The 22,472-nt window shown below is 64.1% G+C and carries 22 protein-coding genes; 13 read left to right on the top strand and 9 right to left on the bottom strand.

Going from position 1 to position 22,472, the window contains the following annotated elements:
- Positions 1 to 3: 3 nt before the first annotated feature.
- Genes PV760_RS09010 through PV760_RS08990 form a run of 5 tightly spaced genes read left to right on the top strand, consistent with a single transcriptional unit; the run spans position 4 to position 5,028 of the window.
- On the top strand, positions 4 to 996 hold the full coding sequence (locus PV760_RS09010) for an ABC transporter substrate-binding protein (RefSeq protein ID WP_055972156.1): 993 nt from the start codon (positions 4 to 6) through the stop codon (positions 994 to 996).
- A 27-nt stretch (positions 997 to 1,023) separates the two neighbouring features.
- Positions 1,024 to 1,800 (top strand): ABC transporter permease, encoded by a 777-nt coding sequence (locus PV760_RS09005; protein ID WP_354627602.1) that lies wholly within the window; start codon positions 1,024 to 1,026, stop codon positions 1,798 to 1,800.
- Entirely contained in the window at positions 1,797 to 2,573 is a 777-nt protein-coding gene (locus tag PV760_RS09000; protein WP_354627601.1) for an ABC transporter permease, read from the top strand. The genes PV760_RS09005 and PV760_RS09000 overlap by 4 nt, the downstream gene beginning before the upstream one ends.
- Complete coding sequence (locus PV760_RS08995) at positions 2,570 to 3,424, top strand: ABC transporter ATP-binding protein (protein WP_039242007.1); 855 nt, start codon at positions 2,570 to 2,572, stop codon at positions 3,422 to 3,424. The genes PV760_RS09000 and PV760_RS08995 overlap by 4 nt, the downstream gene beginning before the upstream one ends.
- Positions 3,421 to 5,028 (top strand): sulfatase family protein, encoded by a 1,608-nt coding sequence (locus PV760_RS08990; protein WP_354627600.1) that lies wholly within the window; start codon positions 3,421 to 3,423, stop codon positions 5,026 to 5,028. Before PV760_RS08995 ends, PV760_RS08990 begins: the two co-directional genes overlap by 4 nt.
- Before the next feature lie 57 nt (positions 5,029 to 5,085).
- Here the strand turns inward: PV760_RS08990 and PV760_RS08985 are convergent, their stop codons facing one another.
- Entirely contained in the window at positions 5,086 to 6,045 is a 960-nt protein-coding gene (locus tag PV760_RS08985; protein WP_018776295.1) for an AraC-like ligand-binding domain-containing protein, read from the bottom strand.
- Positions 6,046 to 6,279: 234 nt separating this feature from the next.
- On the opposite strand from PV760_RS08985, the gene PV760_RS08980 reads away from it, so the two are divergent.
- The gene (locus PV760_RS08980; protein ID WP_354627599.1) at positions 6,280 to 7,755 is read left to right on the top strand and encodes an APC family permease; all 1,476 of its coding nucleotides are present in this window, start codon (positions 6,280 to 6,282) and stop codon (positions 7,753 to 7,755) included.
- Between the two features lie 72 nt (positions 7,756 to 7,827).
- Here the strand turns inward: PV760_RS08980 and PV760_RS08975 are convergent, their stop codons facing one another.
- Together PV760_RS08975 and PV760_RS08970 are read right to left on the bottom strand one after the other, a co-directional pair.
- Positions 7,828 to 8,628 (bottom strand): MoaF C-terminal domain-containing protein, encoded by an 801-nt coding sequence (locus tag PV760_RS08975; protein ID WP_354627598.1) that lies wholly within the window; start codon positions 8,626 to 8,628, stop codon positions 7,828 to 7,830.
- 122 nt (positions 8,629 to 8,750) lie between these two features.
- Complete coding sequence (locus PV760_RS08970) at positions 8,751 to 9,497, bottom strand: IclR family transcriptional regulator (protein WP_035733076.1); 747 nt, start codon at positions 9,495 to 9,497, stop codon at positions 8,751 to 8,753.
- A gap of 126 nt (positions 9,498 to 9,623) precedes the next feature.
- Between PV760_RS08970 and PV760_RS08965 the strand changes: the two genes are divergently transcribed.
- Positions 9,624 to 10,958 (top strand): MFS transporter, encoded by a 1,335-nt coding sequence (locus tag PV760_RS08965; protein WP_018776291.1) that lies wholly within the window; start codon positions 9,624 to 9,626, stop codon positions 10,956 to 10,958.
- Between the two features lie 94 nt (positions 10,959 to 11,052).
- Here the strand turns inward: PV760_RS08965 and PV760_RS08960 are convergent, their stop codons facing one another.
- On the bottom strand, positions 11,053 to 11,736 hold the full coding sequence (locus PV760_RS08960) for a phosphoribosyltransferase (RefSeq protein ID WP_354627597.1): 684 nt from the start codon (positions 11,734 to 11,736) through the stop codon (positions 11,053 to 11,055).
- Positions 11,737 to 11,807: 71 nt separating this feature from the next.
- Between PV760_RS08960 and PV760_RS08955 the strand changes: the two genes are divergently transcribed.
- On the top strand, positions 11,808 to 12,221 hold the full coding sequence (locus PV760_RS08955; protein WP_354627596.1) for a winged helix DNA-binding protein: 414 nt from the start codon (positions 11,808 to 11,810) through the stop codon (positions 12,219 to 12,221).
- 24 nt (positions 12,222 to 12,245) lie between these two features.
- Here the strand turns inward: PV760_RS08955 and PV760_RS08950 are convergent, their stop codons facing one another.
- The 5 genes from PV760_RS08950 to PV760_RS08930 form a co-directional block, all read right to left on the bottom strand.
- The gene (locus tag PV760_RS08950) at positions 12,246 to 13,076 is read right to left on the bottom strand and encodes an alpha/beta fold hydrolase (protein ID WP_354627595.1); all 831 of its coding nucleotides are present in this window, start codon (positions 13,074 to 13,076) and stop codon (positions 12,246 to 12,248) included.
- A 1-nt stretch (position 13,077) separates the two neighbouring features.
- Positions 13,078 to 13,407, bottom strand: coding sequence for a biotin/lipoyl-containing protein (locus tag PV760_RS08945; RefSeq protein WP_018776287.1), 330 nt, complete (start codon positions 13,405 to 13,407; stop codon positions 13,078 to 13,080).
- Positions 13,400 to 14,479: an alpha-ketoacid dehydrogenase subunit beta gene (locus PV760_RS08940; protein WP_354627594.1), complete on the bottom strand. Its 1,080-nt coding sequence runs from the start codon at positions 14,477 to 14,479 to the stop codon at positions 13,400 to 13,402. The genes PV760_RS08945 and PV760_RS08940 overlap by 8 nt, the downstream gene beginning before the upstream one ends.
- On the bottom strand, positions 14,472 to 15,521 hold the full coding sequence (locus PV760_RS08935) for a thiamine pyrophosphate-dependent enzyme (protein WP_055972172.1): 1,050 nt from the start codon (positions 15,519 to 15,521) through the stop codon (positions 14,472 to 14,474). Before PV760_RS08935 ends, PV760_RS08940 begins: the two co-directional genes overlap by 8 nt.
- A 138-nt stretch (positions 15,522 to 15,659) precedes the next feature.
- Positions 15,660 to 17,045 carry an amino acid permease gene (locus PV760_RS08930; RefSeq protein WP_055972176.1) on the bottom strand — a complete coding sequence of 462 codons (1,386 nt, stop codon included), beginning with the start codon at positions 17,043 to 17,045 and terminating at the stop codon, positions 15,660 to 15,662.
- A 176-nt stretch (positions 17,046 to 17,221) separates the two neighbouring features.
- Between PV760_RS08930 and PV760_RS08925 the strand changes: the two genes are divergently transcribed.
- The 5 genes from PV760_RS08925 to nadC all read left to right on the top strand — a co-directional run bounded on the left by PV760_RS08925 (position 17,222) and on the right by nadC (position 22,466).
- Positions 17,222 to 17,695, top strand: coding sequence for an Lrp/AsnC family transcriptional regulator (locus PV760_RS08925; protein ID WP_018776283.1), 474 nt, complete (start codon positions 17,222 to 17,224; stop codon positions 17,693 to 17,695).
- 103 nt (positions 17,696 to 17,798) lie between these two features.
- Positions 17,799 to 18,518: an NUDIX hydrolase gene (locus tag PV760_RS08920; protein WP_018776282.1), complete on the top strand. Its 720-nt coding sequence runs from the start codon at positions 17,799 to 17,801 to the stop codon at positions 18,516 to 18,518.
- Positions 18,515 to 19,822 carry a quinolinate synthase NadA gene (gene nadA, locus PV760_RS08915; protein WP_039241988.1) on the top strand — a complete coding sequence of 436 codons (1,308 nt, stop codon included), beginning with the start codon at positions 18,515 to 18,517 and terminating at the stop codon, positions 19,820 to 19,822. Before PV760_RS08920 ends, nadA begins: the two co-directional genes overlap by 4 nt.
- A gap of 39 nt (positions 19,823 to 19,861) precedes the next feature.
- Complete coding sequence (locus tag PV760_RS08910) at positions 19,862 to 21,595, top strand: L-aspartate oxidase (RefSeq protein WP_354627593.1); 1,734 nt, start codon at positions 19,862 to 19,864, stop codon at positions 21,593 to 21,595.
- Positions 21,588 to 22,466, top strand: coding sequence for a carboxylating nicotinate-nucleotide diphosphorylase (gene nadC, locus PV760_RS08905; RefSeq protein ID WP_354627592.1), 879 nt, complete (start codon positions 21,588 to 21,590; stop codon positions 22,464 to 22,466). Before PV760_RS08910 ends, nadC begins: the two co-directional genes overlap by 8 nt.
- Positions 22,467 to 22,472 lie beyond the last annotated feature (6 nt).

Below are 22,472 nucleotides of genomic sequence, written 5' to 3'. Positions count from 1 at the left end.
CACATGCGACGCATTATTCCTTTGGCCATGGCCGCTGCACTGTCCATGGCACTTGCAGCCTGTGGCGGCGGCTCCGGCCCGGCTGCCGTCCCGGCCGCCGATGGGACCACCACCCTTAAAGTGGGAACCATCGGCATAGGGTCCGACGCCGGCATCCGCCTCGCGGCCGACAAGGGCTACTTCAAGGAACAGGGCCTCAACGTCGAGATCTCTGTCATCGCCAACCCTCCCGCGGGAATTGCAGCCGCCCAGAGCGGTCAGATCGACCTCAGCTATACGCCTTCCATTCCGCTCCTGAATGCCTTGAGCCAGAACGTGCCGCTCAAGATCGTTGCCGCAGCTGACGGATACAAGGACGGGGCAGGAAAATCCAGCGACCTCAACCGCGTGGACGATACCGGCCTCCTCGTCCGGAAGGATTCATCCATCACCCGCCCGAAGGACCTCGAGGGAAAGAACGTCAGCGTTCCGGCAAGGAAAGCGCAGCTGGAGGTGACGGTCAGCAAACTGGTCAAGGATGACGGGGGAGATCCCGCCAAAGTGAACTGGATGGTCCTGGACCCGTCATCGGCCCTGCAGTCGTTGAATTCCGGACGCGTGGACGCGGCGTCCCTGGTCGCTCCGTTTACCTCCAAAGCGGTGTCAGAGGGGAACCGCCTGCTGGCGTCCCCCGGGGTCGAGTTCTTTGAGCAGGGAGCAATTGGCCTGTGGGTCTCCGGGGCTAACACGGTGAAGTCCAAGGAAAAGGCCTTGGCAGGGTTCAAAGCCGCCATCTACAAGGCGAACGCTTACGCCAACGGCCACATCGATGAAGCGCAGCAGCTCAGTGCGGAGATCACCAAGACCCCGCTTGACGTGGTCAAGTCCGGGGCCGTCAACTACTGGCCCGATGAGGTCCGTGTGGAAGACATTGAGCGGGCCAACAACAATCTCGCCGACCTCGGCTTCCTGAATGCGCCGGTGAAACTGCCGGCCGACCTCATCTTCGGCAAGTAGGCAGGAGAACGCCATGGGAGATTCATCATGAAAGCGTCCGTACGCCCCTACGCCTTCAGCATCGTGGGCGTCGCGGGGGCCCTGGTCATCTGGCAGCTTCTCGCAGAGGCCAAGGTTGCAGGAACTGCCCTGCCGCCGGCTACGACAGTGTTCACGACCCTTGCGACCATCCTGGGAACAGGAACCTTCTGGTCCTCACTGGGGGCCACGATCGGCATCGCATTGCTCGCTCTGGCGCTGTCTGCCGTGGCCGGCGTAGCCATAGGGCTGCTCGTCGGCAGTTTCGAGTCCGTCAAGTACGCCACCTTGGCCGTCTTGGAGTTCCTCAAGCCGGTCCCGCCGATCGTCATCCTGCCCCTTGCCGTGCTGGTCCTCGGCCCAACAGCAGAGATGTCGCTGTTCCTCGTAGTATTCGGTTGTTTGCTTCCCATCGTTATGCAGACCGTGGATGGCGTTCAGGGCACCGACCCCGTGGCACGCGACACCGCCCGTTCCTATGGCATGGGAGAGGGCGAAATCCTGGCCCGTGTGGTGCTTCCCAGCGCCATGCCTTACATAGGAACAGCGATGCGCGTGGCAGCTCCCGCAGCCTTGGTAGTTACCGTGGTGGCCGGACTCCTCGGCGGCGGCCCGGGCCTCGGCCAAAACATCTACCAGGCCCAGGCCGCGGGTGACTACGCCGGACTCTACGGTTTGGTGATCGTCCTCGGAGTCCTGGGCCTCCTGTTCCAAGGTGCCACGCGCCTGGCTGAGCGCCGGGTCCTGCACTGGCACGAGTCCTACCGGGAAGAGGTGCCGCGATGAGAATCACAATGCGTAACTGGGTGATCGGCGTCGCCGCCCCTGTGCTTCTGTTGGTGGCGTGGTGGTTCCTTTCCGCGGACTCCACAGATCCTTTCTTCCCCCCGCTGCAAACCATCCTTGTCCGCTTCCAGGAATTGTGGCTCTTTGAACACTTCCAGTCCGACGTCCTGCTCAGCCTGGGAAACCTGTTCCTCGGTTTCGTCATAGCTGCTGCGGCCGGGATCGCACTGGGGTTCATCACGGCCCTGGTTGCTCCTGTCCGGTGGATGCTTGACCCGTTGATCCACTTCCTCCGCGGAATACCCCCGGTAGCGCTGGTGCCGATCTTCATCTCGCTCATAGGCTTCGGCACCCAGATGCGCGTCACCAGCATCGCCCTGGCGGCGCTGTTTCCCACCATGATTGCCACGGTGGACGGCATCCGCAGCGTCAGCAACGACCTCTTGGACGTCTCCAGGGTCTACCGCCTGACCCCCAAGGAACGTGTGCTGAAGGTGCTCTTGCCGGCGGCGACCCCGCAGATCTTCTCCGGGCTGCAGGTGAGCCTGCAGGTGGCGTTCATCGTGATGATCGCCAGCGAGATGCTGGGCAGTTCCCAAGGGATCGGAGCCATGACTTTGCTGGCCCAACAGAGTTTCATGACGGCGGACATGTGGGCGGGAATCCTGCTCCTTGGCGTCATTGGCTTCCTGGTCAACATCCTGTTCAGCCTCCTTCGTCGCAGGGTCCTGTCCTGGTACATCGGATCCCGCCGCCTGGCGCGTGCATCATGAGCAACCGTCCGGCCCCGACTCTTCCCACCCGAAACAGAAAGTCCACCATGGCACAGCAACCAGAAACACGAGTAAGCGCCGCCACGCCCCGGTTGGACGTGGCGCACCTCGCCAAGACCTATGGCAGCGGAGGAAAAGCACGCACGGTCATCGAAGACCTGACCTTCACGGTGGATGCCGGCGAGGTTGTCTGCATCGTGGGTCCATCCGGCGTCGGCAAGACGACCCTCCTCAAATGCCTGGCCGGACTCCAGCCGGCGACCAGCGGAAGGGCCGCCATCGATGGGCGGACCATCAGCGGCCCGCCTCCGGAAATGGCCTTGGTCTTCCAGGACTACAACCGGTCGCTGATGCCATGGCTCACGGTCAGGAAGAACCTGGTCCTTCCCCTGCGGCATCTCAAGTTGTCCGCAGCGGAACTGAAGGAGCGCTGCGACAGTGCGCTCGCCGCCGTCGGCCTCTCCCACGCCGACAACCAGTATCCCTGGCAGCTGTCCGGCGGCATGCAGCAACGCGTCGCGATCGCCCGGGCGTTGGCCTACCGGCCCGAGATCCTGATCATGGACGAACCTTTCGCCTCAGTGGATGCGCAGACGCGGTTCGACCTGGAGGACCTGTGCCTGAAGATCCGGCGGGATTTCAACATGACCATCCTGGTGGTAACGCACGACATCGACGAAGCGGTCTACCTTGCGGACCGGGTGGTGGTCCTGGGGTCACGGCCCGCGCGCGTGCTCAAGGTGGTGGACGTGGACCTGCCCGCTCCCCGCGACCAGATCACCACGCGCTCGCTGCCGGAATTCGCCCGGCAGCGCACAGAGGTGCTCTCACTCATCAAGAGGCCTGCATGACGGGGCAAGGCGCCAGCGGCAACCGCCGGCCCAACGTCCTGTTCATCATCGCCGACCAGCTCCGGGCAGACCACCTGGGCTTCGGCGGCAACGGCACTGTCAAGACCCCACACCTGAATGCGCTCGCGGCCAGGAGCATCGTCTTCGGGAATGCGACAGTGGCCAATCCTACGTGCATGCCCAACCGTGCCAGCCTGATGACCGGGCGGTGGCCGTCGGCGCATGGAACCCGGTGCAACGGCATCACGTTGGATCCCCTGACGCAGACGGTTCCGGGATCCTTGGCTGCCGGCGGCTACCGCACGGTGGGAGTGGGAAAACTGCACCACCAGAACATGGGCTGGGAATTTGAACCCCACCAGGCCGAGGAAATCCGGGCCACCGACCCCATGCTTTTGGACGCGGCGGCCGGGGACGCCCGCCGCCATGCTTTCCCTGCCGGGTGGGACCTGTGGGAAAACCGCGAAGCGCACGATGAGCGGTTCATTGCGCTGCCGTCGGACTACTACGGCTACCAGCACGTAGACCTGGTCATTGGACACGGCGACCGGCCTGGTGGCCACTACGTGCATTGGGCCAGGGAACGGGGCGTCGACCCGGAGACTTTGGGTGGTCCCGGCAACTCGTCCAACAGATATGGCGGGTGGGACCAGGTGTACCAAACGGCCATTCCAGCGGAGGTGCACCCCACCAGCTACGTGAGCGAGAAAGCGATAGAGCACCTGAAGGATGCCGCGGGCCAGGATCAGCCGTTCTTCATGTTCGTGTCCTTTCCCGACCCCCACCACCCCTTCTCCCCGCCGGCCGGCTACTCCGGGCTCTATGATCCGGCGGCCATGCCACTGCCGCTCGGCTTTGACCAGGACCACGAAGCATCGCCGGCGCACGTACGGGACATGATTGAACACCGAGGAGAGCCGAATCCGGACCCCACCATGACGTGGGCCGCAACGGAGGAGCAGTACAGGAACGCGGCAGCCGCCCAGTACGGCCTGATCACCATGATGGACGAGCACATTGGCCGGATACTCGATGAGCTGGACAGGCAGGGGCTGGCGGAGGACACCATCGTGGTGTTCACCAGCGACCACGGTGACCTGTTCGGCGACCACGGCCTGATGCTTAAGCACTTTGTCCACTACCGCGCTGTCACGAATGTCCCGTTGGTGCTGCACATCCCCGGAAGGCCGCCGGGCCGGACGGAAGCGCTGGTTTCCAGCGCGGATGTGGCACCCACGCTGCTGGAGCTCACTGGATCCCGGGGTTACCGCGGAATCCAGGGACGCTCGCTGGTGCCTTTGTTGGAAGGGGCTACTGAGCAGCACCGGGACGCGCTGTTGGTGGAGGAGGAGCAGCCGTTCGGTTTGCCGGGTTTGCCGGGGCCCGTCCGCATGCGGACGGTCATCACGCCTGAGGGCAGGTTGACCAGATACTTCGGCACTGACCTTGCCGAACTGTACGATCACCGCACCGATCCCGGTGAGTTGACCAACCGCGCCGGCGATCCCGCTTTCGCTGAGTTGGAGGACCGCCTGCTGCGAACCATGCTGGAGGAGATGGCCGCTTTGACGGATGAAGGGACAGCCCCGACGGCGGCAGCGTAGTCAACCGCCCGAAACACCGGCCCGACGGCGTCCCCCGGGTTCCGGTGCAGGGAACCGTTAGTGGCTGTTGCGGTAGCCGGTGGGGGAGTTCCCGAAAGCTGCCCGGAAGATCCGGCTGAAGTGGGCGGCGTCGGTGAACCCCCAGCGGGCCGCAATGGCGGTAACGGGCCGTTCGGCCAGCACCGGATCCCGCAGGTCACGCCGGCATCTCTCCAGCCGCCGTTGCCGGATGGAGGCAGCCACCGTGGTTCCGATTTCCTGGAAAAGATCGTGGAGGTGCCGGGTGGAGATGTAGTGGGCCGCCGCTATGGTTCCGGGGGAGAGCCCGGGATCTCCGAGGTTGGCTTCAATGTAGTCGTGGATACGCCCCAGAAGGAGCAGGTGCGGGTCCCGGCCGGTTTCGATCAGTTGATCGAGTTCGCCGTTGAACAAGGTGGTCACCAGATCCAGTGCGTTGTGGACCAGCCGGAGCCCGTTGGTGCCGGAGAGGGCATCGAGGTTGTCGGCCAGTTTCACCAGGAACGGGCTGATGAGTTCACCCAGGCCTTCGTCGCCGGGTATCCGCAACGCAGTGACGTGGCCCATGGCCTCGGCCGGCAAGTCCAGCAGGACATGCGGAAACATGAGCACCAAAGTGCGGAAGTCGTCGTCGAACGTTAGTTGATAGGGGCGGGAGGTGTCGTAGATGGAGAGGTCCCCCGGGCGCAAGACGGCTTCGCGATCGTCCTGAACCAGGCGACCCGATCCACTGAGCTGGATGCTGAGCTTGAAGAAGCGACCCGTGGACTTGGCAATCAGCTCCGGGGTGCGCAGTACGGTGTGGGGTCCGGCGGTGATTTCCACCACCGAGATCTGTCCCAGGACGCGGGCGCGCATGGTTCCGTGGAATGTCGAATTGCGTGGCCCCTGGGCCAGCAGGGGTACGAAGGAAGCGGAGATTGCCCTGCTCCACTCCTGGAACGACTCCGCCACGATGGTTTCCACGGTTGCGGGGCCCGTATCAGCCGCGACGGTCATCAAGTTCCCTTTCAATGGCCCGTGGTGCCGCTGCCAGGAGGCAAGAACGCCGGTGGCGCGGATGTGAGCTTGCCCACGATTCTACACCGGCGCCCGGGCGCGAACGTGCTTGCGTGCAGCGACAAGCTCCTTGCCGTGTGAGACAAGTCACGCACCCGCCGTGCGGTGGAAGATTGCGGAATGACAGACATCGTGCCGCGCACATCTCCCGCGGCGCCGAGGCAGGAGCACACTATGAGCGTGGATAACCCCGTTATGGGCACGACCGCCCGAACGGTCGAAAGCAAGAGACGGCTTGGCGTACCGGCAGTGACCTTCATGATTATCGCGGCCTCTGCGCCGTTGACCGTCCTCGCGGGCGGAGTGACCACAACGTTCGCGGTGACCGGCGTGACGGGTGTTCCATTGTCCTTCCTGGTCCTGGGCGGAATCCTGGCGCTCTTCGCGGTGGGCTATGCGGCCATGAGCCGCTATGTCACCAACGCCGGCGCCTTCTACGCCTACATAGCACAAGGCATTTCGCGGCCTGCGGGCGTGGGCGCGTCACTGGTTGCCCTCATGGCCTACAACCTGATGCAGGTAGGCATCTACGGACTGTTCGGCTTCACGGTTTCTTCGCTGCTTTCCGCGAGACTGGGCATCAGTGTCCCATGGTGGATTCCGGTGCTGGTCTGCATCGCCATCGTCGGCTGGCTGGGTGTCAACAGGGTTGACCTCTCCGCCAAGGTACTCGGCGTCCTGGTGGCCCTCGAATTCCTGGTGGTCATCGTTTACGACGTCATCAGCCTCGCCGTGGCCCCGGAAGGTGTCAGCGCTGCCACCTTCAGCCCGGAGACGCTGTTTGTGCCCGGGATCGGAGCCGTCCTGTCTTTCGGCATTGCGGCGTTCATGGGCTTCGAATCCGCCGCCATCTACGGTGAGGAGTCAAAGGATCCCCGGCGTACTGTTGCGAGGGCAACGTTCGCAGCTGTGGGAATCATCGCCGTCTTCTACGCGGTATCGGCCTGGGCCATGACCATGGGGGCCGGCCCCTCCGCCGTCATTGCGACGGCCACAGAGAATGGTCCGGACATGATCTTTGCGTTCCTGGGTGCCAACGGAGGCGTGCTGCTCAGCGACATCGCCCAGCTCCTCTTCGTCACCAGCCTCTTCGCAGCACTTGTCAGCTTCCACAACGCCGTAGCGCGGTACTTCTTCTCCCTCGGCCGCGAGCGCGTCCTGCCTTCGGCGCTGGCCAAGGTCCGGGCCGGCAGTGGGGCGCCGTACGCCGGTTCGCTGGCGCAGACGGTGATCGCCGTCGTCGTGACCCTGGCGTTCTCCATCGCAGGATCCGGTTCCGAACTCGGCGAACTGTACCCCGTGCTGACCATGTTCACGTGGCTGACCAACAGCGGGGCCATGGGGCTGGTGCTGCTGATGACCGTGGTGTCGGTTGCCGTGATCGGCTTCTTCCGCCGGCAGCAGCACGGCGCGAGCCTGTGGGTCAGGGTCGTTGCGCCGGCACTGGGCTTCGTGTTGCTCGCAGTGGTTTTCGTGCTCATCCTGGCCAACTTCAACGTCTTGCTGGGACAGACGGAGTCGACGGCTGCCACGTTCGTCCTGCCGCTGTTGGTCCTGCTTCCAGGAGTCGTGGGCGTGGTGTGGGGCCTGCGCCTGCGGCGCTCTCAGCCTGCGCTGTACGCCCGGATCGGGCATGGCTCGGAGGACTGATCCTCTGAGGCCCGCAAAGGAAGCCCCGGCACGTTCTCCGTGCCGGGGCTTCCTTTGTTCCACCCTGCCGTACTAGCCCGCTATGGCCGGATTCAGTCCCGGGGTGTGGTGGGTGATGCTGATCAAGCGGCCGTGTGCGCCGAACGTGAAATGTACGGGTTCCGTGCCTTCCTCGTTCCAGCCGAAGAGGCTGCCGTGGGAGCGGATGGCCCGGGGATCGCGGTGGTCGGCCACTGTGACCGAGCCGCACGGGATGACTTTCTCCCGCCAGGTGAAGACGAAGATTCCGGGGCGGACCTGGAGAACAGTGTTGGAGTCTGTGTCTGCCAATCCGCGCTCCGGACCGGCGAGGCACTGCCAGGTGTACCAGGTGGGGCTGAGGTAGATGTGTTCATAGGCGTGTGATTCGCTGTAGACCCATTCGACGCGCCGGCCGATGAGTGCCGTGCTTTCCGAGATGGCCTCGCCCGTGGCGGAATACCCGTCCAGTGTTCCGGGGCGGAAGTCGTGGTGCACGGCGACACTGGAGGCGGTGGCCCTGCCGAGCGAGGCGCCGATGTAGAGCGCCCGGCCCTGGGCAAGATCAAGGACCAGGGATACGGCGAGTTCCGGTTCCAGGACGCTCTGCCATTGGCAGTAATACAGCTCCTCGGCTACAACGAAGGCTTCGTAGGCGGCTGTTCCTGCGTGGCCGGCGGCGGCCCATTGCACTTCTTCGTCGTCGAAGCTGAAGGTCATGGGTCCGCCGTCGCCGCGGACGGAAAATTGTTGCCCGGCCAGGTCCTGTACGGCGGGGGCCTTATTGGCGTCGAAGCCGGGGGCCAGTCCGTCCAGCGGCAGCCAGTTGGAGGTGTCAAGAAGATTCAGGCTCATGGATTCCTTCTCGTGCTCGAAAGAAGGAGCGGACGGCGTGTCCGGTCCTTCTTCGAGTATTCGGTGCCCTGGCCCTGGAGTCTTGTGCTGTGGGGCACGCCTCTTGACCTGGAAGGAAAGGTTCAGGCCAGTTGGCTTTCGATGCGTGCAGCACTGGCTGCCAAGGCCTTTCCAACGGCGTCGGCGTCCTGGTCCAGGCGGATATAGACGACGGCGATCGCCGCCGGCCGTCCGCCCGGAACCTTGATGGGCGCAGCAATGGAAGACAGTCCGGCAACGACTTCGTCGTGGCTGGTGGCGTAGCCGACGCGGCGGGCTTCGTGGGCCTCGGGCCGGTAGGGGTTGCCCGCGCCTACCTGCTGCCAGCGTTCCTCGGTCATGGTGGATTGGATGGCAATACCGGGGGCACCTGTGCTGACGGGATGACGGCTGCCCGGGTGCTGGGCGAGCGCCGCACCTGTGTGCCGTGGTTCGACGGTGACAAGGGTGACACATTCCTGGTGGTCCCAAACGGCGATGAAGGCCGTCATGTGGAGGGTGTTTGCCAGTTGTGTGAGTTCGGGGAGGGCAGCGGTTTGCAGGTTCCGTGAGACGCCGCTGGCCAGGACCGAAAGGCCGGGGCCGGGCTGGACGCGTCCGGAGTCGTCGCGAACCAGCAGGGAATGGTCTTCCAGGGTCCTGAGTATCCGGTAGGCCACGGAGCGGTGCACGCCCAGTGCTTCTGTGAGTTCTCCAATGGTGAGCGGCCGATCGGCGGCGGCGAGGATCTCCAGTGCCCTGATTCCACGGGAGAGCGTTTGGGACGGCGGGACCTGTGTCCCGGCTTCCGGCTGGCCCTTGACGCCGCTGCTTGGATTCATGCGAACCATCCTATGTTGGCGGTGCGGCGTGGGGGCTGTGCTTTGGGTCACAAGCTGTAGTATTGTTTCCTAACTGACCGTTCTGTCGGTTAATGCACGTCTCGCATCGCTCTGTCACACATCCCTGGAGTTTCAATGACCGCAACTTCCACTGTCGACTCGCCGTCAGGCCCAAGCAGCAAGCGCGAAGAGCGCCGCGTCCTGGCCGGAACCCTGGTGGGCACCACCATCGAGTGGTACGACTTCTTCATCTTCGCCCAGCTCACTGCGACGCTGCTGGCGCCTTTGTTCCTCTCTCCCTTGGAGAAGTCCAACCCGGGAGTGGCCCAGCTTTTGTCCTTTGCCACCATCGGAATCAGCTTCCTGTTCCGTCCTCTCGGAGCCTTCGTCGCAGGGCACCTTGGCGACAAGATGGGTCGCAAGGCCGTACTCGTCATGACGCTGGTCATGATGGGAGCTGCCACCGCACTGATCGGTGTCCTGCCCACCTACGAAACGATCGGGCTTTGGGCACCTGTGCTGCTCATCTTCCTGCGGGTCGTCCAGGGCTTCTCCGCCGGCGGTGAATGGGGCGGTGCTGCCCTCATGGCCGTGGAGCACGCACCGATCAAGAAGCGTGGACTCTTCGGTGCCTACCCGCAGATCGGTGTGCCCATCGGAATGATCCTGGCTACCGGTTTGCTCTTCTTCCTGCAGTCGGGAATGTCCAAGGAGGCCTTCTCTGCCTGGGGCTGGCGTGTGCCCTTCCTGCTGTCCGTTGTTCTGATCGTGGTGGGTTACCTGATCCGCCGCGCGGTCGGCGAGAGCCCCGTCTTCAAGGAACTTGCCCAGCGAAAGGCTGAAAGCAAAGCTCCCCTGGGTGAACTCTTCCGCAGGAACAAGAAGGAAGTTGTCCTCGCTGCGCTGATCTTCATCGCCAACAACGCAGCAGGCTACCTGTTGATTGCGTTCTTCATCTCCTACGCCACCAAGGCCCTGAAGATGCCGCTGCCACAGGTTCTCCTGGCCACCACCATCGCTTCCTTCGGCTGGCTCATCTTCACCATGGTGGGCGGTTGGCTCTCTGACAAGATCGGCCGCGTGAAGACGTTCTTGATCGGCTATGGCCTGGTCTTTGCCTGGATGATTCCGATGTTCGCCCTCATCGACACAAAGGACATCCTGCTCTACGGGACTGCGCTGTTCGTACTGACGATCGGCCTGGGCCTGTCCTACGGTCCGATGTCGGCCATGTACGCAGAAATGTTCCCGGCCCAGGTGCGCTACTCGGGCATCTCCATCGGCTATGCCCTTGGTGCCATCCTCGGTGGAGCTTTCGCGCCGCTGATTGCCCAGGCGCTCCTGGATGCCACCAAGTGGTCCGGTTCGGTTGGCCTCTACATCATGGGCCTCTGCATCATCTCCGCCGTTGGCGTGATCCTCGCAAAGGAAACCCGGGGACGTCCGCTGGGGTACAGCGTCCACCACTGACATCGACACGACAAAAGCGGGTGCGGTCCACATGGACCGCACCCGCTTTTTGTCATTGCCGGGACCCTGTCTCCGCTACCGGGTCCGACGCCGGCTACGGACGCCCGGCGACGCCCGCGCCTTCCAGCTGGCGCACCACATCGGCGTCAGAAAGCTGTTCGAAGTGACCGTAGAAAGCGCCGACAGCATGGAATTTACCTGGCGTGTGCAGGGCAATGACAACATCGCAGACCCGGGCGAGCGATGCCGACGCTTCAAGCGATGCAACCGGGACGGCCACCACTACGGTGCCCGCTCCTGCCGACCGGACGGCTTGCACCGCGGCCCGCATGGTGGCGCCGGTGGCAAGCCCGTCGTCCACCAGGACAACAGTCTTCCCGCGCAGGTCGTGGTCCGTGCCCGGGTATTCCTTGGCCCGGCGCAGCAGCTCCGAACGTTCCCGGGCTTCGACGCTATCCAAGGCCGACTGGGAGATGCCGCGGGCAAGAATGAGATCCCTCAAGGGTTTGTTGACGATCCGGAGCACCTCGCCCTGTGACAACGCCAAAGCCCCGAACGCAGTTTCGTCCCGGCCGGGAATTCCCAGTTTTCGCACCAGGAGGGCGCCAAAGGGCAGGTAGAGTTCCCCAGCTGCTGCAGCGGCTACCGGAATACCACCCCGGGCGAGCCCGAGGATGATGGTGTCCGGTCGCTCCCTCAGCTGCGGGAGTCCTTCAGCCAGGCGTCGACCGGCTTCCGCGCGGTCCTTGAAACGCATGCCCATCTGCTCCACTTCCACGTCATTTGTTGCCCTTCCAAGCCTACCGTCCACACCTTGCCCGGCGCGGCCTCCACTGAAAGCATGGGCTTGTGAACAAGCCCATCGGATATTGGATCAAAAGGCTGGACGCTGCGCTGGAAGTCCAGTTGGACCGCACCTTGGCGCGGATCAAGCTCACGCGCCGCCAGTGGCAGACTCTTGCCACCCTGGCCGAGCACTCCATGCTTCCGGACCAGCTTGAGGAGGCACTGCAGCCACTGTGGGGCGGTGACATCCGGTTGCGCGAGCGGGAACTGACAGCCTTGGTGGGCCGGGGAATGATCACGATGATCGATGACCGTTTGGCGCTGAGCGAGCGGGGACGGGAGAAGTACCACGAGGCGCAGCAGCTGGTGGAAGATGCGCGTCAGGATCTTTCGATGGGCATCGGCATGGATGAGTACGCCATGGCATTGAGCGTCCTGGAGCGCATGAGCCTCAACGCGGAACGGCTGGCCCGCTAGACCAGCCGTACCGCGTCGGGAGGTTTAGACGCCCAGGAATTCGACGGCAGCGTCCTTGAAGGCCCGGCTTGTGATCACATTGGTGTGCGTGCGCCCGGGAATGACCAAGGTCTCCACCATGCCGCCATGCTTGCCCGCAATGGAGGCAAGCTCCGGCATGGTCGCAGCCCTTTCGTCCTTCTCGCCGGCCACCAGCAGCAGTGGCATGTGCGGGGCCGCCTCGGCAGGATCGAAAGGTTCGCCCTTGATGGCCTCGATGAGCGACAACATGGCAAACAAATTGTTGCTGGGCAGCATCTGGGCCATCTTCAACAGCCCCGCGGTGGACTGGTCCTCTATGGGCGTGCCGTCAGCGAGGTGCTTTTGAGCAGCCACAAGGTCGAACGCTGCCAGCGGATCTGCTGAGCTTGGGCCGCCCAGGACGATCCTATGGACCAGATCGGGCTGCGTGGCACCAAACTCCCACGCCAGCCGTGATCCGAGCGAATAACCAATGACATCAAGTCCCGTGGAAGGGTCGCCGTCGCGCAAGGGGCGTGCACCGGCGTCGGTCACTATCTGCAGGAGATCCGCACGGATCCGGCTGGGGGTGTAGGAGTCCAGGTCCTCGGGGGAGTAGCTTCGGCCATGGCCGGGCAGGTCCACGGTGATGACCCGGCGCCCGGCCTCCTGGAGCGTGGTGATCCAGCCGCTGTCGGCCCAGTTCAGTTTGCTGGAGGAAGAGAAGCCATGGATCAGCAGGACGGGGCGCAGCCCGGCGTCGGAAGCCGGCTCATGAACCTCGACGAACAGCCCAGGGTCGGTACCTTCCACTGTGTGCCGCTGCTGTTCCACGGTGTGCCTGCCAGTCATCATGTCAGTCCTCATCGAGTACGGCGCTCAGGCGGACCCTGCGCTTGGGTGCTTCGTCCTTCGGAACAGTGCCCACGATTCCGGCGGTGTCGTCCGGAACCTCGAACACGATCAGCGGTGCGCCAACGTTGATGGTCTCACCGGGCGCCCCGTGAATACGCACCACTTTACCCGCCTGGGGGCTGGGCAATTCGAGCGCGGACTTGCTGGTTTCGAGTTCCACGATCGGCTGGTTGCGTTCCACTTGCTGGCCGGGTTCAACCAGCCAGTCGAGCACGGTTGCCTCGATGAGGCCCTCGCCGAGGTCCGGAAGCGGGAAGGAAATTTCAGCCACGGCGGTACTCCAGTACGCGTTGGATCCCAAAGAGGATGCGGTCGATGTTGGGGATGTATTCGTCCTCCAGGTCGCCGGAGGGGTACGGGACGTCGAAGCCGGTCACACGCTCCACCGGTGCCTTCAGCGTTGCGAAACAACTTTGCGTAATGAGTTGGGCGACTTCGGCGCCGAGGCCCGAGGTCAGCGGCGCTTCATGGACGACGACGGCGCGCCGCGTCTTCCCGACGGACCTCGCCAAGGCTTCGGCATCAATGGGCTTGAGCCAGCGCAGGTCAAGGACTTCAATGTCTATGCCGTCCTCGGCCGCGAGCTCGGCCACCTGGAGGCACCGGGCTACCATGGCACCCCACGCCACCAATGTGAGGTGGCGGCCTTCCCTGGCCACGCGGGCGCCGGTGAGGCTGCCGCCGTCGGGTGAGCCGCCGTCGTGCGCTGCTGTGGCAGGGACAGCGGCAGCGGAGGTGACATCCACCGGGCCCTTCTGCCAGTAGCGGGACTTCGGCTCCATGAAGATGACCGGGTCCGGCCGCGTGGCAGCGTACTTGAGCAGATGGTAGGCGTCGTGCGGGTTTGCAGGGGAAACCACCTTGAGTCCCGGTACGTGCGCGAACAATGCCTCGAGGCTTTCGCCGTGGTGCTCGGGTGCACGGATACCGCCGAAGCTGGGCACGCGCAGGGTGATGGGCATGGGCAACGTGCCGCGACTGCGGTAGTTCATCCGGGCGATCTGGCAGACGATCTGGTTGATGGCCGGATAGGCGAAGCCATCGAACTGGACCTCGGGAATCGGGTGGAAACCGGCCATGGCCAGGCCCACGGACATGCCCAGGATGCCGGACTCGGCCAAGGGCGTGTCGAACACGCGGTCCTCGCCGTGCTTGGCTTGGAGGCCGTCGGTGATGCGGAACACGCCACCGAGCCGGCCGCAGTCTTCGCCGAAGATGACAGCTTTGGGGTTTTCGGCCAGGACCTCATCGAGTGCGCGGTTGAGCGCCTGCTGCATGGACAGTTGTTCAATGCCGGCCGTTTCAGCGGTGGCGGAGGGCATTTCGGTGATCGTCTCAGACATGTTCTGACTCCTCGCGCCACGCGCTGGCTTGGGATTGAAGGGCCGGGGTTGGCTCCTGGAAGACGAGGCTGAACATTTCAGCGCCCGGGCGGGGACCCAGGTCCTGGATTCCGGTCCGGATGGCTTCTGCTTCTTCCTCTGCCCTGCGTTGAGCGTCGGCAAAGAAGGCTTCGTCTGCAACGCCGTCGGCCAGCAACCTTTGCTTGAACCGCTCCAGCGGGTCCTCTCCGGCGTCGAGTCGCTCTTCTTCCAGGGTCCGGTAACGGCCGGGATCGTCGGCGGTGGAGTGCGGCCCGCGGCGATAGGTCATGGCTTCGATCACCACGGGTCCGTTGCCGCGGCGGCAGTGGGCGAAGGCGGAGCGGGTGGCTTCGTAGACGGCGACGACGTCGTTGCCATCGACCTGCAATGCAGGTATGCCGTATCCGGCCGCCCTTGCTGCGACGGATCCGCCGGCCACCTGGCGTTCGGTGGGCACGGAGATTGCCCAGCCGTTGTTCTGGATGAAGAACACCACAGGTGCCTTCATGACAGCGGCGAAGTTCATGGCTTCGTGGACGTCGCCCTGGGATGAGGCGCCATCACCGAAGTACGTCATGGCTACCCCGGTTTCGCCGTCAGCGGCGGCAAGGGTCTGGCCGTGGGCCCATCCCACGGCATGCAGGACCGAGCCCGCCACCACGGCCTGGATAGGTGCGAACCTGGATTCCAGGGGGTTGTACATTCCGCCGTGCCACGTGGCCTTGTGGGTGGACATGTAACCCACCATGTCCAGGCCCATGGCCCGGGCCACGCCCATCTCCCGGTAGGTGGGGAAGACGAAGTCCCGGTTCAGGTCCACGGCGTAACCGCTGCCCACCTGGGCTGCTTCCTGCCCAAGCTCAGGCGCGTACCCGGGGATGATGCCCTGGCGTTGCCAGGCTACGGCTGAAGTGTCCAGGTGCCGGACCGCTGCCATCAGCGTGTACAGCTCGCGGAGTTGATGGTTGGAGAGCGGGGCGGCGTCGTCATCGACGGCCGCAAGCGCTGGTTGAGTCGTCATGGTTGTGACCCTAGTCACCGCATAAGCTCTTTCGCAATAAGCTCAGTGGTGACACAACACTTTGTACAAGTTGAATAAGCAAAGAAGCCCTGCGCAGTACAAACTGCGCAGGGCTTCCGGAATCTTGCTAGCAGTAGATTACCTGGCCTGGTGGTCCGGCTTTCCTGCTTTTGCCTTGGCGTTGATGAAGCAGCCGGCGGCAATGACCAGGATGAGGATGAAGGTGCCCACCAGCTGGCCCGCGCTCTCAGGGTTGGCGAAACCCACCACGAAGATCAAGCCCAGCAGGACCAGGCCCAGGATGGTGAGGTAAGGGAAGCCCTTCATGCGAAGGGGCAATTCTGCGCCTTCGCGGTCTGCCCGGCGCCGCAGAATGAATTGGGACACCAGCGCGGTACCCCAGACAACCAGGCAGGTGGACCCTACGAGGTTCAGCAGGGCAGGCAGGATCTTCTCCGGAAAGAGCAGCTCCAGGATGGTGGCAATGAAGCCGAAGGCTACCGAGATTCCGACGGCGGCCACGGGCACCTTGGCGGTGCTCAGCTTCGACAGGAGGCGGGGCGCTTCGCCACGCTCGGACAGGGAGAAGATCATCCTGGATGCGCCGTAAAGGTTGGCGTTCAAGGCGGAGAGCAGCGCTACCACGGCAACCAGGGTGATGGCCGTTCCCGCACCGGGAATTCCTGCGATGTCGAGTACTCCGGCGAAGGGGGACTTCAGGCCCTCCGAGCCCACAGGAAGAATGGCGGCAATGACGAAAACGGAGCCGATGTAGAAGACCAGGATGCGCCAGACCACCGTGCGGATGGCCTTGCCGACGCTGTGGGCGGGATTTTCTGTTTCAGCCGCGGCCACGCTGACGATCTCGGTGCCACCGAAGGCGAAGATCACCACGAACAAGGCCGCGGCGATGCCGCCGATGCCGTTCGGTGCAAAGTCGCCGAAGGCGGAGAGCCCTGGTGAGGTGGCGTTGGGCAGCCAGCCGAACAGCAGCGCGGCGCCGATGAGCAGGAAGATCACGATGGCCGCCACCTTCAGGATGGCGAACCAGAATTCGAACTCCCCGAAGTTCCGGACGCCCACCAGGTTGATGCCCGTGAACACCACCATGAACACCAGCGCCAGGACCCAGACCGGGATCACCGGCCAGACCGAGAAGAGCAGTCCGGCGGCACCCAGTGCTTCTGCCGCAATCACCACCACCAGCTGCAACCACCACAGCCAGCCGATGGTTCCGCCGGCGGTCTTGCCCATGGCTTTTTCGGCGTAAACGGAGAAGGCGCCGCTGTTGGGGTTCGCCGCCGCCATCTCACCCAGGGCCCACATGACGAGGATGATCAGTGTTCCCGCTACGAGGTAGGAGATGAGGACGGCCGGGCCGGCGGCCTGCACGCCGGCGCCGGAGCCCAGGAAGAGGCCTGCGCCGATCGCGCTGCCCAAGCCCATCATGGTGAGCTGGCGGGGCTTGAGTGAATGGCCGAGGCCGGATGTTGGGGCAGGAGCCGCGATGGACTTCGTTGTCATACGTGTCTACCTTCTATGGATTTCATACGGGGTGTGGCGTGCCGGCCTCTTGGGCCGGGCAGGCGCGGCGTCGACGACGCAGCAAGAGCCGTGGAATAATTCTCGCAGTTTGTAAGATACATCACTTTTTGCTTAGGCGATGTGATGAGTAGAGAACCCCGGGGACAGGAACTTTGATGCTGGTCGATGCGCTTGATGCAAGAATTGTACGTTTCTTCACTGATTCACCGCGATCTTCCGTGCTGGAGGCCTCGCGGGTACTGAAGGTTGCCCGGGCGACGGTGCAGTCCCGGATTGACCGGATGATTGAAAACGGGGTCATTGGTTCCTGGGTCCCGCAGCCCGATCCTGCCAACTTCGGCTTCCCGGTGGTGGCGTTCTGTTCGGTCACCATCACCCAGGAGATCGGCCACGACGCCATCATTGAGAGCCTCAGCGCCATTCCCGAGATCATTGAGGTCCACACGGTTACGGGGAACTCCGACCTCATGGTGCGGATCGCCGCCCGGTCCAATCCGGACATGCAGCGCGTGCTCGATGCCATGATTGCCACCAAATCCGTGGTCCGCTGCTCCTCCGTGATAGTGCTCAACAGCCATATCCAAGGCCGCACCTTGCCGCTGATGGAGGCGGCGGCGAAGGCAGTGTGACGTAAAGCATTTTGCGGACCGGGCGCAGAGTCGTACCATTAGTTCTAGTCAACATGACTTTAACTAAAGCTCCGGTTCCTGGACCGGACGGCGACGAAGCGAGGTGAACGCCGTGAACCCCAGCTCAGCAAACGTCGCCGAGAGGCGGCTCGCACCGCCGTCGTTGGCTATTTCCACGGTGATTTTCGCCCTCCGTCCCAGCGAAACATCCGGCCGCCCTACGCTGTGGCTGCCGCTGGTCCGCAGGATCCGAGAGCCCTATAAGGACATGTGGGCCCTCCCTGGCGGTCCCCTTGCCCATGACGAATCGCTGCAGGACGCGGCCTCACGGAACCTTCGCGAGACCACCGGCCTGACGCCGCATTACCTCGAGCAGCTCTACGCCTTTGGGGGACTTCACCGCTCGCCCACGCAACGTGTGGTGTCGATCGTCTACTGGGCATTGGTGCAACCCACCGAGGCTGCGCTGGCGGACGAATCCGAGAACGTCCGGTGGTTCCGCGCAGACCGGCTGGGCGAACTCGCCTTCGATCACAACGCAATCGTGGACTACGCGCTGTGGCGGCTGCGCAACAAGATGGCCTACGGGTCCATTGCCTACCACCTGCTGGGGGAGTACTTCACCCTGGCCCAGGTCCGCGAAGTCTACGAGGCCGTGCTGGACCGGCAACTCGATCCCGCGAACTTCCGCAGACACATCAAGGCCACACCGGAAATCGAAGAAACCGGTGAATACCTCCAAGGCGGAAAACACCGCCCACCACGCCTCTACCGCTTCACCGGCACGCCCGGCCTCGGGCCAGATAACAGGAGTACACCATGAGCAGCGTCAACACTGCCGTCCAGCTGATCACCCGCGAAGAAGCCGAAAAGGGCCTCTCCCGCGCAGGGTCCACGTGCAGCCCGGCCCTGGCCAGGGGTCCCTGGGAATACGACCTTGCCGAAGCCCTCTCCGGCGAGCCCGCCTACGGCCCGGGCGCCTCCAGCAGCGACGTCGCACCCAAGGCGACGCCGCGACAAGGCCAGCTTCCGGAAGAGTACAAGAAGGCCACAGATGCCGAACTGGATGCCCGCATCCGCGCCGCCAAAGCGACGCTCGGGGACCGGGCCGTCATCCTGGGGCACTTCTACCAGCGTGACGAAGTCATCCAGTACGCGGATTTTGTGGGCGACTCCTTCCAGCTGGCCAACGCGGCCCTCACCAAGCCCGACGCCGAGGCGATTATCTTCTGCGGCGTGCACTTCATGGCCGAAACCGCCGACATCCTTTCCACCCCCGAGCAAGCGGTGATTCTGCCCAATCTCGCCGCGGGCTGCTCCATGGCAGACATGGCGGACGAAGACTCCGTTGAGGAATGCTGGGAACAGCTCGAAGAGATTTTCGGCACCGGGGTGGACGAACAGGGCAGGGTTCCCGTCATCCCCGTTACCTACATGAACTCCTCAGCAGCGCTGAAGGCCTTCTGTGGTCGCAACGGCGGCATCGTCTGCACCTCCTCGAATGCCAAGGTGGTCCTGGAATGGGCCTTCGAGCGTGGCCAGCGTGTCCTGTTCTTCCCGGATCAGCACCTGGGCCGCAACACCGCCAAGGCACTGGGCGTCCCGCTGGAACAGATGCCGATGTGGAATCCACGCAAGGAACTGGGCGGCAATGACGAGCAGACGCTCCTGGACTCCCGGGTGATTCTCTGGCATGGCTTCTGCTCGGTGCACAAGCGCTTCAACGTGGGCCAGATCGAAAAAGCCCGCCAGGACTTCCCGGGCGTCAACGTCATCGTGCACCCCGAATGCCCCATGGAAGTTGTTGACGCCGCCGATTCTGCCGGTTCCACCGACTTCATCAAGAAGGCGATTGCCGCCGCCACCGAACCCACCACGTTCGCCATCGGTACAGAGATCAACATGGTGAACCGCTTGGCTGCGGAAAACCCGCAGCACACCATCTTCTGCCTGGACCCCGTGATCTGCCCGTGCTCCACCATGTACCGCATCCACCCCGGCTACCTGGCCTGGGTGCTTGAGGAACTTGTCGAGGGCCGCATCGTCAACCGCATCACTGTGGACGACGCCGTACAGGACAACGCGAAGATTGCCCTGGAACGCATGCTGGCCGCGAAGCCCGCATAGCCGACCCGGCACATCAGACCTAGCCGAATCGAGCCCCACATGACTACAGAGAGCCTGGCTGGAAAGACCGCACATGGGCGGTTGATCGTCGTCGGAAGCGGCATCGCCGGCCTGTACTCTGCCTTGCTTGCCGCAGAGGCCGGTGCGGAAGTGGTGCTGCTGACCAAAGGCGCGCTCGCGGACAGCAACACCTACTATGCGCAGGGAGGGATCTCTGCCGTGCTGGAGGAACCCGCTCCCGGTGACACCGTAGCTGCCCACATCGCCGACACTTTGCGGGCCGGCGCCGGTCATTGCAACGAAGAAGCCGTTCGGGTGCTTTGCACCGAAGCGCGGCGGGACATCGCAGGGCTCGGGCGGTTCGGTGTGCGGTTCGATCTTGACGACGACGGCGACCCTGCACTTGGACTCGAGGCAGCGCATTCGGCGCCACGGATCCTCCACGCGGGCGGCGACGCCACCGGTGCAGGAGTAGCCTCGGCCCTGATCAGGACCGTCCTGGACTTCCAGGCACAGGGCAGGATCCAGGTGATCGGGCATGCCCAGGTCACGGACCTGATCCACCAAGCAGGCCAGGTGGCAGGCGTCAACTTCCTCCACGAGGGACGTGGGCAGAGCCTCCGTGGCGACGCCGTTCTTCTTGCCACGGGAGGCGCCGGGCAGCTGTTCGCCCAAACCACCAACCCCTCCGTGGCCACAGCCGACGGCCTGGCACTCGCGTGGCGGGCAGGAGCTGCACTGGCTGACCTCGAGTTCTTCCAGTTCCACCCCACCTGCATGGTGCCCGGTGGAGCCCCCCAAGAAGCAGACGGCGATGCACACCCCCTGCTGATCTCCGAGGCAGTCCGCGGCGAAGGCGCCATTCTTCTTGACGCCAACGGCTATCGCTTCATGCCGGACTACCATTCGGACGCGGAGCTGGCGCCGCGCGATGTGGTCTCGCGCAGCATCGCCCTGCACCTTGACACGTTGGGCGACCCCAACGGGCACGTGTTCCTCGACGCCACCGTCATTGAAGAGTCGCGCGGTGCAGGGTTCCTGGAAAAGCGCTTCCCGACCCTGAGCCGGCACACCCGCCAGGCCGGCCTCGACTGGACCAAGGACCTGGTTCCCGTGGCACCGGCGGCGCACTACTGGATGGGTGGGGTGGTAACGGACCTCCACGGCCGGACTTCGGTTCCCGGGCTGCTGGCTGCCGGTGAAGTCGCGTGCACCGGTGTGCAGGGGGCAAACCGGCTGGCCAGTAACTCCCTGCTTGAAGGACTGGTGTTCGGGCGCAGGGCTGTTGAAGGGTTCCTTGGGTCGTCCGGTGAGTCGTCTGACGGAGCCCCTCTGCGTGCTGACTCGGCCGCGGGCGGCCTCGCTTTTACGCACGCTGCCGGGACCCCGGCAGGCGACAATCGCAGCGGAACCTTCAGCGAAACCGCCGCGCCAGCGGGAGCCAGCGGGTTCTCGCGGCAGGCTCTTCGGCGGCTGATGACCGCCAAGGCTGGCGTGCTCCGGAGCGGGGAGTTGTTGGCTGAGGCCGCAGAGGTCCTGGGGGAATGGGAAGAGGCTGCCGGTCCCTTGAGCGTTCCGGAGTCCCTGGATGTCCGCGTACACGAGGACGCCAACCTTCTGCTGGCCGCCCAGTTGCTCGTGAGGGCTGCCCGGGAACGACGGGGGTCACTGGGGGCGCATTACCGCAGCGACAGCGTGAAGGCACCAGCCGCCGTCGACGATTTTGACAAGCGTTACACCATGAGCCGGAAAGTGAGCCTCGTCCATGACTAACCTGACCCTCCCCGCAGCCCCCGTGCGGGATATTTTGGAACGGGCCTTCGCGGAGGATGCGCCCAGCGGGGACATCACGTCCCTGCTGCTCATTCCGGCTGAGGCGCAGGCCGTGGCGGTCCTCAACGCCAGGGTCCCCGGCGTGTTCAGCGGCGGAACCGTGTTCCGCGACGCCATGAAGACAGTTGATCCGACCACCGAAGTGGAGTTGCTCCTCGCCGATGGTGAAGCTTTCGACGCCGGAACCCACCTTGCACGCGTCAGCGGCAGTGCGCGCTCGGTCCTGTTGGCCGAGCGGGTGGGCCTGAACCTGGTGCAGCGCATGAGCGCGATCGCCACCAAAACCGCAGAGTTCGTCCGGCTGGTGGAAGGGACACGGGCCCGGATCACCGATACCCGCAAGACCACCCCCGGGCTGCGGGTGCTGGAGCGCTACGCCGTCCGCTGCGGCGGGGGAGCGAACCACCGTTACAGCCTCTCCGACGCCGTGCTCGCCAAGGACAACCACCTCGCCGTCATGACCGGCGGCGACGCCGGCAAACTGACTGAGCTGCTGATCGCTGCCAAAGCCCAGCTTGGCCACACCACCCACTTCGAAGTCGAAGTGGACAGCGCAGAGCAGATCGAACCAGTGCTGGCAGCGGGCGTGGACACCATCATGCTGGACAATTTCTCCCTGGAGGAGCTGCGTGCCGGCGTCAAGCAGGTTGATGGCCGGGCCATCGTGGAAGCCAGCGGCAACGTAAACCTGGACACCGTCACCGGCATCGCCGCAGCAGGAGTGGATGTCATCTCCATCGGCGGCCTGACCCACAGCGTGAACGCCCTGGACCTTGGCCTCGACATCGAACTCACCACTGGCCGGAACTGAAAGCCG

Source organism: Paenarthrobacter sp. CC6 (assembly GCF_040560085.1).
Taxonomy (GTDB): Bacteria; Actinomycetota; Actinomycetes; order Actinomycetales; family Micrococcaceae; genus Arthrobacter; species Arthrobacter nicotinovorans.
This window is presented reverse-complemented; position numbering and strand designations above follow the sequence as displayed.